General features: G+C 67.8%; 11 protein-coding genes and 4 pseudogenes. 5 read left to right on the plus strand and 10 right to left on the minus strand.

The window, feature by feature from the left end; genetic code table 11:
- Positions 1-117: 117 nt before the first annotated feature.
- From ITI46_RS07970 to ITI46_RS07985, 4 genes and pseudogenes are all read right to left on the minus strand, one after another.
- Entirely contained in the window at positions 118-804 is a 687-nt protein-coding gene (locus tag ITI46_RS07970; RefSeq protein ID WP_209238720.1) for an alpha/beta fold hydrolase, read from the minus strand.
- 121 nt (positions 805-925) lie between these two features.
- Positions 926-1,789: pseudogene (locus ITI46_RS07975) on the minus strand (integrase core domain-containing protein); the annotation flags it as partial.
- Between the two features lie 6 nt (positions 1,790-1,795).
- Positions 1,796-2,128: pseudogene (locus tag ITI46_RS07980) on the minus strand (IS5 family transposase); the annotation flags it as partial.
- Positions 2,129-2,185: 57 nt separating this feature from the next.
- Positions 2,186-2,764: a TetR/AcrR family transcriptional regulator gene (locus ITI46_RS07985; protein ID WP_209238722.1), complete on the minus strand. Its 579-nt coding sequence runs from the start codon at positions 2,762-2,764 to the stop codon at positions 2,186-2,188.
- A 101-nt stretch (positions 2,765-2,865) separates the two neighbouring features.
- Between ITI46_RS07985 and ITI46_RS07990 the strand changes: the two genes are divergently transcribed.
- Positions 2,866-3,516: an NAD(P)-dependent oxidoreductase gene (locus tag ITI46_RS07990; RefSeq protein WP_209238723.1), complete on the plus strand. Its 651-nt coding sequence runs from the start codon at positions 2,866-2,868 to the stop codon at positions 3,514-3,516.
- 96 nt (positions 3,517-3,612) lie between these two features.
- Positions 3,613-4,317 carry an SGNH/GDSL hydrolase family protein gene (locus ITI46_RS07995; protein WP_209238724.1) on the plus strand — a complete coding sequence of 235 codons (705 nt, stop codon included), beginning with the start codon at positions 3,613-3,615 and terminating at the stop codon, positions 4,315-4,317.
- Here the strand turns inward: ITI46_RS07995 and ITI46_RS08000 are convergent, their stop codons facing one another.
- Positions 4,318-4,500: a hypothetical protein gene (locus ITI46_RS08000; RefSeq protein ID WP_209238725.1), complete on the minus strand. Its 183-nt coding sequence runs from the start codon at positions 4,498-4,500 to the stop codon at positions 4,318-4,320. It lies immediately after the preceding gene.
- A 131-nt stretch (positions 4,501-4,631) separates the two neighbouring features.
- Here ITI46_RS08000 and ITI46_RS34675 point away from each other — a divergent pair, with 131 nt between their 5' ends.
- Both ITI46_RS34675 and tpg read left to right on the plus strand, forming a co-directional pair.
- Positions 4,632-5,105 carry a DUF4158 domain-containing protein gene (locus ITI46_RS34675; RefSeq protein ID WP_247745645.1) on the plus strand — a complete coding sequence of 158 codons (474 nt, stop codon included), beginning with the start codon at positions 4,632-4,634 and terminating at the stop codon, positions 5,103-5,105.
- 258 nt (positions 5,106-5,363) lie between these two features.
- Positions 5,364-5,687, plus strand: a pseudogene (gene tpg / locus ITI46_RS08010) (telomere-protecting terminal protein Tpg); the annotation flags it as partial.
- An 883-nt stretch (positions 5,688-6,570) separates the two neighbouring features.
- Here the strand turns inward: tpg and ITI46_RS08015 are convergent.
- From ITI46_RS08015 to ITI46_RS08030, 4 genes are all read right to left on the minus strand, one after another.
- Positions 6,571-7,545: a polyprenyl synthetase family protein gene (locus tag ITI46_RS08015; protein ID WP_209238726.1), complete on the minus strand. Its 975-nt coding sequence runs from the start codon at positions 7,543-7,545 to the stop codon at positions 6,571-6,573.
- Between the two features lie 17 nt (positions 7,546-7,562).
- Positions 7,563-8,456 (minus strand): phytoene/squalene synthase family protein, encoded by an 894-nt coding sequence (locus ITI46_RS08020; protein WP_209238727.1) that lies wholly within the window; start codon positions 8,454-8,456, stop codon positions 7,563-7,565.
- Between the two features lie 114 nt (positions 8,457-8,570).
- Positions 8,571-9,413: an ABC transporter permease gene (locus tag ITI46_RS08025; RefSeq protein ID WP_209238728.1), complete on the minus strand. Its 843-nt coding sequence runs from the start codon at positions 9,411-9,413 to the stop codon at positions 8,571-8,573.
- The gene (locus tag ITI46_RS08030) at positions 9,410-10,015 is read right to left on the minus strand and encodes an ABC transporter ATP-binding protein (RefSeq protein WP_209238729.1); all 606 of its coding nucleotides are present in this window, start codon (positions 10,013-10,015) and stop codon (positions 9,410-9,412) included. The genes ITI46_RS08025 and ITI46_RS08030 overlap by 4 nt, the downstream gene beginning before the upstream one ends.
- Before the next feature lie 274 nt (positions 10,016-10,289).
- Between ITI46_RS08030 and ITI46_RS08035 the strand changes: the two are divergent.
- Positions 10,290-10,619 (plus strand): annotated as a pseudogene (locus tag ITI46_RS08035) (transposase); the annotation flags it as partial.
- A gap of 93 nt (positions 10,620-10,712) precedes the next feature.
- On the opposite strand, the gene ITI46_RS08040 reads toward ITI46_RS08035, so the two are convergent.
- Positions 10,713-11,090, minus strand: a complete 378-nt coding sequence (locus ITI46_RS08040; protein WP_209238730.1) for a nuclear transport factor 2 family protein — start codon at positions 11,088-11,090, stop codon at positions 10,713-10,715.
- Between the last annotated feature and the right edge of the window lie 134 nt (positions 11,091-11,224).

The raw sequence follows: 11,224 nt of genomic DNA on the forward strand, positions 1-11,224 counted from the left end.
CGATGCTCGCAGCGTACGCAGCGAAGACGCGGCACGTTCTCACGGACGTCCCACCCACGCCTGGTGGTGCGGGACCGCGGTCCGCTGTCAGCGGTGGCCTGACCACCCAACCCAGCATCACCAGGAGTCGGCGGCCTCCGCCAGGACGCGGGCGAGTTCGCGGGGCCGGGTAGCCATCGGCCAGTGGCCCGACTCGAGGTTCACGTACTCTAGGTGGGTAGCGCGGGCGAGCTCAGGACTCTCACCAGCGGCGATCCACTCCTCGGCCTGGGCAGGGGTGAACTCGGGGCAGACAACCACAACGGGGACGTCGAAGCGGCGCTCGTTGGTCAGGCGTACTACTCCCCTGGCGACCGCCTCAGGAACAGGAACCGCGGCGGACGCGAAACGGTCCCGGGTCTGCTGGTCCAGGTCGGCGGCGTCCGCGCCCTCGAAGGGATCCCAGCCCGGGAAGGGCATAGCGCCGCCCTCGATCGCGAAGTGATCGGCATAGGCCCGCCCGTCGGCGGCGGGGAAGCCGCCGATCAAGGCGATCTTGGCCACCTTCTCCGGTCGCCCGTCGGCGGCCAGCCAGGCCAGGGTCGATGCTGCGGAGTGCCCTACCACCAGCGGCTTTCCGGGCGCCGCGTCGACCGCGGCAAGCACTGCTTCCAGCTGATCGTCAAGCGTCGCGGAGGCAACGCCGTCGCCCTGGCCCGGGAGGGTGAGCGGCACGGGATGGTGGCCGAGCGCGGTGAGTTCCGGCACGACGTCATCCCAGGCGGATCCGCCGAGCCACAAGCCAGCGATGAGCAGGATGTCCACGGTGGTTCTCCCGAGGAGGAGTCGGATCTGGTTGCCGGCACATTATCGGGAGGCTCTGACACCGGGCTCTGGCCAGAGCCCGATCATTGAAGACGGCTCGATCCAACCCAACCCGGCGCACCTACGTGGTCACAGCACCAGTTGTAGGAGGGCTGGACGTTGGTGACGCCGCTCCGGTGACGTTGGTGACGCCGCTCCGGAGCCGTGATGCGGGTGGCTGACCGCCTGCTCCGCTGTGCGGTCGGTGATAGTCGTAGTGGATGTTCCACACGCTGAGCGCGGCAGTCCGCTCGTCCTCGCTGGCGAACTCGCGGGCGTAGAGGAGCTCTTCGACCAGGATGCGTTGGTAGCGCTCGGCCTTCCCGTTGTGTCGGGGAGGTAGGGCTTGGTCTTCTGGCGGCGGGTCTCGTTACCGACGATGCGGGCGAAGTCGCCGGACCGGTAGCAGGCGCCGTTGTCGGTCACGACACGGTGGATGTGAGTGATGCCGTGGGCGGCGAACCAGACTTTCGCCCGAACGAGGAACGCCGCAGCGGTGGCCCCCTTCTCGTCGGATTGTGGTTCGGTGTAAGCGAGTCGGGAGAATCCGTCGACGATGGAGTGCAGATAGATGTAGCCGCGTCTTGCACCTGCGGTCTTGGCACGGTTGACGGCTCGATTTTCGTCGCTGTCGCGGCCGTGGATGCGCCAGCCACCGCCCTCGGGGATTCGGCCGACCTTCTTCACATCGAGGTGGGCCATGTGGCCGGGCCAGCGGGCAATGATCCTGCGCGGCTTGCGGCTGTTCTCGCCGTCGGGGTCGAGGAATCGGCGGCTTGCCCAGCACCAACCGCGTGAGGTGTCCGGTGACGGTGCGGCGGTTGATCACGTAGCCGAGGTCGGCCGGCTCGTCGGTGATCCGTTGGGCGGACCGCTTGTGGTCCCGCCGCCAGCTCTCGATCTGTTCGACGACCCAGTGCGGGGTGGCCTTCGGGCTGCTCGCCGGCCGGGGCCCCTTCTGACGGGCCCCGGCGGCGTGCTGGTGCGCGCGCACGATCGTGGAGTCGACCGCGACGATCCAGTCGAGGTCGCCTTCCTCGTCTGCCTGGGCGAGCAGCGCGGTGAACACCTTCTCCCACGTGCCGTCGGCGGCCCACTGCCGCAGCCAGTTGTGGACGCCCTTCCACGAGCCGAAACGCTCGGGCAGGTCCATCCACGGTGTTCCGGTGCGGTACTTGAACGCGATCGCGTCGATCACCTGCCGGTGATCCCGCCACCGCCCACCCCGCTTCGGCATCCGATCCGGCAGCAACGGCTCGATCCGCGCCCACTGCGCATCAGTCAACGCGCATCAGTCAACGACACACCCAGACCAACGATCAGATGATCTGAAAGAAATGCCCTAGCCGCGCATAGGCTCGAGCACTCCTCGTACCAATGCCGTCGCCCGCTCGCGGGGGGCCGCCGGCGCTCCCGGGCCCTGCGTGTAATAGCGCAGGAATGCCTCGTAGAAGCACCCTCCGATGAGCAGCGTTGCCATGGTTTCGGGGTTGGCGCCCGCGTCGATCCGGCCGAGCTCCTGCTCCGCTCGCAGATAGGCGGCAAAGGCGGCCACCGGCCGGTCGGGTCCCGCGTTCAGGCGTGACATTGCCTCCTGGTGCGCGGCCATCCGCTGCGGATCGGCCAGCATCGCTCCCATCATGGGGATCGCCTGCTGGTAGAAGTCCAGTGCCGCATGCGTCAGCTCGGTGAGGTTCGCCTCCACGGTGGCCTCGCCCGGGTGCGCCGAGACGCGGGACAGCCCAGGGACCCGCTCCTGCAGTACGGCCAGCAGCAACCGCTCCTTGTCGCCGAAGTACTTGTACAGCGTCGGCTCCGACACCTTCGATGCCAGCGCGATCTCCTTCGTGGTCGCGTAGGAAACCCCGCGTGTCCGCAGGATCTCCGCAGCCGCGTCCAGGATCTGCTCTCGCGTGCTCATACCTTCTCTCACCTGCCGATTTGACGGGTTAGTGAATACTAGCGCACACTCGGGCTAGTAAACACTAACCCCCTAGCCCCCCCACGGATCTGGAGCATCCCATGCGCATCACCGTCCTCGGCGCCACCGGCCGCGTAGGCCGCCAGGTCGTCCAGCAGGCCCTGGACGCCGGCCACGCCGTCACCGCCGTCGTACGCAACCCGGAGCGGCTGCCAATAGCCCCGCATCCCCGCCTCGACGTCGCCACCGTCGCCGACGTCACCGACCCCGAAGCCCTGTTCCCAGCCATGAGCGGGTGCGACGCCGTGGTGTCCGCTCTCGGTCCGGCCGGGAACAAGGGCGCCAAGTCCGCGCCGATCGCAGGCCCCGCCTTGCGGGCCACCGTCGAGGCCATGGGGCAGGCGGGCGTTCGCCGGCTGTCCGCTCTGAGTGCCGCCCCCGTTGGGCCGGAGGCGGAGGGTGAGGCGATCTTCACTCGAAAGGTCGTGCTGCCGATGCTTCGCTCCCTGCAGAAGGACCTCTATGCCGACCTGGCGTCAATGGAGCAAGCGATCGCCGAGGCGCCCGTGGAGTGGACGGTTGTGCGGCCGCCCATGCTGCTGAACCGCCCCTACACCGGCACTTATCGCCGCGTCGTCGGCGGCAACGTCCCCGGGGCCAGGACCGTGAGCCGCGCCGATGTGGCACACGCGCTGCTGACCTGCCTTGACGAGCCGGAGACCGTAGGGCAGGGGGTGGGCGTCGCCGCCTGAACCTTTCGGTCATAGACATCGAACTGCAGGGCAGTCCTACCCGCCTGAGCGGCCGTCCGCGCACACCGCGCACCGCAACGAACTGAGGATCACGGAATGACTCACATTGTCTGCCTCGGCGACAGCCACACCCGCGCCCAGGTCGGCGCGGACTACATCAAAATGCTCCGCAAACGCCTGGGCGCCGCATACAGCTTCACCAACGCCGGTGTGAACGGCGATCTCGCCTGCAACGCCCTCCAGCGCCTGGACTCGGTGATCGACGCCCGCCCGGACATCGTGACGGTCCTCATCGGTACGAATGACGCCAACGCGAGTCTGTCCGAAACGAACGTCCAGATGATGACCAAAATGAAAAAGCTGCAGGTCAGACCCACCATCGACGGGTACGAGGAGAACCTGCGGGCGCTCACCGAGCGGCTGGTGAAGGAGACCGACGCGAGGATCGCCCTGCTCTCTCTGCCGGTACTCGGACAGGACCCCGGCACCCTCCCGGTGCGACGGGCCGCCGAGTACAGCAAGGTGGTGGAGCGGACGGCAGCGGAATACGGTGCCGCGTATCTTCCGCTCTACGAACGCCAGCTGGCGCACCTGGAGTCGACGGGCGCGAAGGACGGCATCCCCTTCCAGGACGGTAAGAAGCTCTCCTCCAGGGCCGCGATGCAGCACTTCATGCTGTTCCGATCCTTCGACGCGATCTCGCGCAGCCGCGGCCTGGAACTGACAACGGACTTCATCCACCAGAACACCCGGGGTGCGACGATGATCGCCGACCTGATCGAGGACTTCGTCAGGGACTGATCAGTCGGCCGGTGCTGTCGACAGGGGACGCCGCGCCACCTCGCTCGCGGTCGGGTCCTCGATGTCGGCCGCGGCATCGTCCTCGCCACCGCCGTAGAGCCCGAACGGGCCCGGGGCGGCTTCGCCGGGGCGGATGCCGACCAACGCGGCACCGCCCTTCATCCGAGGGAAGTCGGGGATCATGGGGGATCGCCGAGGTAAGCCCAAAAGGGCCACGGGATGATCTTGGAGTCTTGAGCGCCCGGCCCATCACCCGTTCGTCTCGGCTTCGCTGGTGTGATGTTGGGCTTGTCGTCTGGGGCCGGGGCGGGATTGTGACCTCGATCGAGCGGACCGCGTACCCGCGGTTCAAGCGCCTGATCACCGCGCATGAGCTGCATCTGTTCTTCTCGCCGACACGCGATGAGGTCGCGTGGGTGTCGGAGGTCACGGACTGCGACGAGCATCTGCTGGCCCTGTTGCTGATGCTGATGCTGATGCTGAAGTCCTACCAGCGGATGGGGTGTTTCCGGGGCTGGAGGACGTCCCGGAGATGGTGGTGGACTTCGTGCGGCGGGCGGTGGAGCTGCTGGCGTTCTCCACCCTGGACGCGCTGGGCGAGGCTGCTGCGGCTCCCGGAGGAGCGCGACACGGACGGCACCACCCAGTACAACCGGCTGACAAAGTTCGCGCAGAGTCCAACTTGGTCGCACTTCAACCGGCTGATCGCGCAGCTGGAGTGGCTCGATGCCCTGGGCGACACAGGGGCATGGATGGAGGGTGTGGCCCCTCGTAACTGCATCCGGTGACATCGAGCAGCAGCCGTCGAGCGGTCCGCCCACCAGCTCCCGGTAAGAGCGGCCGGGGAGGGCATAGGGATACGGGTCGTCGTGGTCGCTGCCGTAGGCCCGCCGGCGCGGCTCGCTCATGCACCACAGCCTCCCATCCGGCAGTGACAGCACCGAACAGGCTCCGCTGACGCTGGTGCTGTCGCCGTGCCGTGCGCCGCCAGTGGGCCCGGCGACGGGAGAGGACCATCTCTGTGCCCCGACGATGCGCCCGGCGCCCGCTGGCAGTCGCAGATCAGAGCCAGAGCGAAGCGGGCTGCGGCCACCACCGGCGGCATCGTGATCGATGTCCAGGCAAGGTTCGGCTACACCGCCGCCCCCGGCAGCACCGACGACGCCCGCGTGCGTCACCTCACCCTCGCGCTGCCCCCACACCATGCCGTCCGGCTCCTCGAAGCCCAGGAGGCCGGTGTCGGCGAGGGCGATCTCCGCGAGATCGCCGCCGAAGCACTGGGCGAGATGTACTTCCGCGACAACGGCAGCCGCGCCCACGGCCTCGAAGTGGAGCTCACCGACGTCCTCCACCTCCAATTCGAGCTGTAGCCGGGCAGAGCTTCTGCGGAGCTGTGCCACATCCCTTGATCCGCACCGGACGGCACGCACTCGCCGAGCAGTGCACAACTGGCAGCCAGGCCGCCCTGGCACAGGCGCAGTGGCGGGCGGCCGGGCGCGGTGGCAGCACCGGCGGCGTCCGGCTGCCGTTCGCACCGGGCAGGCACTGCGGGCAGTGCGGCACAGACCGGTGCGCGGTTGGCCACTTACGAATGCGCCACGGCGTCCGCCGCAGATGGGCAAACAAGGCCCGCCCTTCCACTGGGTCGTCACCGTCCGTGGAGAAGGAAAGGAGTGCCTGCACGATGCGGCGGGCAAGGTCGCCGGTCACCTGGACACTCCGGCCGGCAGTCAGAGCCCAACCAGACATCATGCTCAAGCCACCGAGGTCATGTGCGAGATGAGACTCTCCCGCAACACCGCCAGCGCCTCCTGCTGCTCAACCCCCTCCAGGCCGGCGATGCCGGACACGACAGATGACATGAGCCACACCGTAGCCACCCAGCACACCCCCGGGACCGAGCTCCGACCGGAAGCCCCCTGGAAGAGCCAGAAAACCGGACCAGCAGCGGGGCCACGACACCGAGCGCCGCAGTCGGCCCTCTACCGCTGCCCGTTGATTCCCCGATGCCGTGCCCGGGATCGACGGTCAACTACCGGCCGGCGGGCGCGGCCGCCGTCAGCCGGTCGCCGAGATGGCTGGCGATTGCGAACCGGGCTGGGTCGGCGCTGCGCTCAAGTCCTTGCGCTGAAAATTCCTGGTCAGGTCAGTTCTGCGAAGCTTCCAGGGACTGGAGGGAGCCAACTTCTCCGTTATGAGTCAGCTCGCTGTTCCATCAAGTTGATGTGTTCGGACCGTTCGGGTGGCGCTCCGTCAGCGCTGGCGGTCGGCTGCTGCTGTTGCCAGCTCGGCGAGTTGGGGGGAGTCTGGCAGGCCGGTGAGTTCGGCGCGTGCTTGTTCGGCGCAGGAGGACGCCATCCGGGCTGCCTTGGCGAGAGCGCCGGTGCGTGTCAGCACGGCGAGGATGTCTCGGTGTGCGGTGACGGGGTCGGTTCCGCCGCGGAACAGGGCAGAGAGGCGGTTGCGGTCGGCTTCGTCGGCGGCTTCGTGGGCGAGTAGGACGGGCAGGGTGGGTTGGAGGTTGGCGACGTCGCTGGTGGCTGTCTTGCCGGTGACCTGGTCCTCGGCGATGTAAGGGAGCAGGTCGTCACGGATCTGGAAGGCCATGCCGAGCTGCTCTCCGTACTGGCGCAGGGCCTGGTGCTGCTGTGGGGTTGCTCCGGCCAGGATCGCCCCGGCCTGGCAGGCGGCGCCGGTCAGCGCGGCAGTCTTGGCTTGCATGATGTTCAGGACGGTCGGCACTGAGCAGGTCAGGTCGCCGCGGATTTGGGTTTCGCGCATGAGGCCCTGGCACATGTGTCGCAGAGCCTCAACCGTGATCCGTGCCGCGTGCAGCACGTGCTCGGCAGGTCCGCCGCTGAGCAGGGCGGCGATTCCGGCCATCGACAGTCCGTCACCTGCCACCAGGGCTTCGCTGAGGCCGTACTGCTCGGCGGTGGAGGCTCGCCCGCGGCGTACCGGGTCCTGGTCGACGATGTCGTCGTGGACGAGGCTGGCGACGTGCAGGCATTCGATGCCGGCCGCGAAAGCCAGCACCTGGTCGGTGGTGCCGCCGACGGCTTTGGCCGACTCCACGCACAGGACTGGGCGCAGGAGCTTGCCCGGGGGAAACAGCGCATCCAAGCAGGCCAGCTCCAGCAGGCTGTCACCGCTGCCCACCCAGCGCAGCAGCTCGGACTCGAGGAGCGGCATGTACGTGTCGCCAGTGGAGGTCACAGCAAGAGACATGACGTGTCCTTTCACGGTCAGCAGGGGATCACCGCGCGCATGCGGGAGCGCCACACGTTGAGCAGCGTGCCCAGGGGCGGCTGTACCGGTTGGTGGAGGACGTCCGGGCCTGCGGCCAGCACTGCGGCGATGAGCAGGGCCGCGTGTTCACAGTGGGTGTGCCAGAGGGCGCTTAGGGGGCCGTGGACCGCTGCAGCGGTCTGGTGTAGTTGCTCGGTGACACGCTCAGCCTCGAATGCGACGAGGTCGGCCATGGCCGGAGTCCAGCGTTTGGCCTTGAGGTCCTCGGCGCGCACGTTGAACCGGTCGAGGTCCTCCAGCGGCAGGTAGAGGCGCCCGTCATCGAGGTCTTCCGACAGGTCGCGCAGTACATCCGTCAACTGCGCGAAAACGGAGAACTCGCGTACCAGCAGCTCATCCGCGGGTTCGGTCGCTGCGCCCATCACCCGGTAGATCATGGCCATCGAGCCACCGGTCATCTGCATGCACCACTGGCGCAGTTCCTCGAAGGTGGCGAAGTCACGGAAGTCAAGGTCCCGCTGCATCGCCGTGAACATGTCCTCGACCACCGACAGCGGGATACCGAAAGCCTGATAGGTGTGGACCGTGGCGTGCAGAACGGGGTCGTGGGAGCCGCCGGCAGCGAAGGCTGCCCAGGTGGCCTCAACAAACTGGGTGAAGCGCCGCTGACGGTCGTCGACCGGGCCGCTGTCCACACACAGATCGGCGCGGCACCCGTGCGCCAGTAGTGCCGCGGTGTGAGGCCGCGCGGCTGCGGGAGCGCTGCGCAAGCCCTGCCAGCGGGCGGTCCCTCCGTCGGCGCCGGCCAGTTCTCGCACACACTCCGTGTAGCCGTGCCGAAGGACGGGATCGGTGATACCCGCCGCGTCCAGCCATCGCCTTGCCAGCATCTGGGAGCCCTTTCTGCTCGACCGGCTCCCTTCCGGGGCCAGAACTTCGCTCTGCGACGCGGGCGCGTGCGACCCAGTGGGGCGCCTTGTGAGCCGTCGCACCGGGACAGTTGTTCAGCGCGGCGTCGAAGTGGCCCGGGCCGGCCGCGCAGGTGGCCGGTGCCTGGGCAGCCAAGGCAGACGGAAGGGCGGCCTCGCGGTCAGGGTGTCTTTGGTGCGGCGGTGGAAGGCGAGCAAGCCCACGAGCGCGGCGCCGGTAAACCACAGGATCTGGACGGCCAGATCGCCGGGCAGGGGTTTGTGGGTGAAGCCCGCGGCGGTGGCGGCCTGCATGGTGCCGTAGGTGGGCAGGAGTTGCACGGCCGCGCTTTTGGTGCCGCCGCTGGCCAGAGGGCTTTGCAGGCCGACATCGACGAGGCTGGTCATGACCAGGGCGAACATGCCCTCCACTTCCCGGCGCAGCAGGGAGCCGAAGACGACGCCGAGCACCCCGTAGGTCATGGCTCCGCAGAACAGGGCCGCGGCGAGCTGCACGGGCTGGCGCGGGCTCCAGGCCGTGCAGATCACCGCGGTGGCATAGACGGCGATGCTGCCGGAGGCCAGGGTGAGAGAGGTGGTCTTGGCCAGGACGAGATGGATGCGGGGGTAGCCGGCCATGGCCAGGCGGCGGTCGAAGCGTCCGCCGCTGAACGTGACGGCGAACATCATGAACCCGGTGATCAGAGTGACGGCGTTGATGGCACCGGTGATCTGCGTGATCTGGTCACCCGCGGGTTCCAGGAGCCGGCCGGTCGCGCGCAGCCTGAACGTCACGGGCCTGCTGGGGATGACGACGTAGGCCAGGCTGATCCAGGAGGGGATGAACAGGGCGACCAGGACCATGGCGAACCTGTTACGGGCGTGCTCGACCAGGTCGAAGCGGGCTGCTGTGACGTACGGACGCAGGTGTCGCCTCACGCCGGCACCCCCGTTGCGGGGTGCAGGACGCCGCCCTGGAGCCGCCACAACTCATCCAGGCGTTCGGCGTCATAGGCCAGGTGGGAGACGACAAGGACGGAGCGGCCCGCACCACGCAACCGTGCCGCCAAGTCCCAGAAGCGCTGGTAGGTATCCCAGTCGAAACCCTGGTAGGGCTCGTCCAGCAGCAGCACCTGCGGATCGTGCATCAGCGCCAGGGTCAGGTTCAGCTTCTGACGGGTCCCGCCACTGAGCAGGCCGGCACGTTCATCGGCGTACTCCGTCAACCGCAGCGCCTCCATGACCTCGCGGGCGTGTCGCAGGTCCGGCAGCCCTCGCGCGACGCGGAAGAACTCCAGATGCTGCCCCACGGTCAGAACATCATTGAGCACCACGTCCTGTGGGCAGTAGCCGAAACGGCATCCATGACAAACCGTGCCACGCTGCGGACGCAGCTCGCCGGACAAGATCTTCAGCAGCGTGGACTTGCCCGCACCGTTCTCCCCGACGATCCCGGCCAGCACACCAGGTCGCAGATCGAAGTCCAAGCCCCGCAAGACCTCACGATGACCGTACGCGTGCCACACATCCCGAACCTCCACCGCACCCCCAAGCCCGAAGGCTGTGGCACACACCCACTGCTGGCCACACGCCGTCACAGCAACGCTAGGCATCACGCACGGTCAAAAACGGGGCATGCTCGATGGTTAGCCCGCATGAGTGAAGACCGCGCTGTGAACAAGGCTCGGTCAGGGCAGGTGATTGCCTGCATTCGATCCGCAAACTCGCCGCCTACCTACGGAAGGTGCACGGCCGCGTCATCCGGATCGGCTGTGAAGCCTTACGGTGCCTGCTCCGGCGCCCGCGGCATCACCTTCCAGCATCCTGGACAACCTCTCCGCCCACACCGGCGCGGACATCCCCCGCTGGGCGAACAAGAACAAGGTCGAGCTGTGCTTCACCCCGGCCTACGCTTCCTGGGCCGACCCGATCGAGGCTCACTTCGGCCCGCTGCGGCAGTTCACCCTGGCCAACTCGCACCACCGCAGCCACCCCGCGCAAACCCAGGCACTGCACCGCTATCTGCGCTGGCGCAATACCAACGCCCGCCACCCCGACGTACTCACCGCCCAACGCAAGGAACGCGCCCGCGTCCGCAGCGAAAAAGGCGTCCGCTGGGGCGGACGCCCCCTCAACACCGCGGCCCGACCAACCGCGAGCAGCAGCCCCCGAGCGCCGAAGGGGGCGAGTTCAGGAGAAGGACAGCGACAGAAGGGTGACTCAGGACAGAAGGATGACTCAGGAGGCGGACGGTTCGATCTCCCCCGCGAAGACGATGACCTGGTCGATGAGGTTCCGTCGCAGATGGACGACGTCCGTTCCCGCCAGGCGGGGGCCTCCATCCGGCGTGGTGAAGACCCACTGGTACCGGGCCCATTCGTCAGGCATGTCCACCGCTGAGCAGCGCACCATCGTGCCGGTCCCCGCCGGGTGGCGCCGGATGTCCAGCACGAACCGCTCGACCGCTGCGATTCCTTCGCTGCGACCCAACGGCCCCCAGAAGACCACGTCTGAGGTCAGGGCCTGGGAGAGCAGGGCAGTCACATAGCTGTCGTCCGAGGCGTTGAACGCGGAGATGAACATGTCGATCGCGGAGCGTGCAATCTCTTCCTGCATGCCCTAGCCTCGCGCTTTCACGCGGCGGGGCGTCCGGTGGGTGATCAGAAACGCGAAGAGTGCTCCTGACCTGCAACGATGGGACTTGTCTAGGGTCCAGGTCGTCGCGTGAAAGAAGCACTCTCCAGGTGAAG

This window comes from Streptomyces oryzae (assembly GCF_017676365.1).
GTDB classification, from domain to species: domain Bacteria; phylum Actinomycetota; class Actinomycetes; order Streptomycetales; family Streptomycetaceae; genus Streptomyces; species Streptomyces oryzae.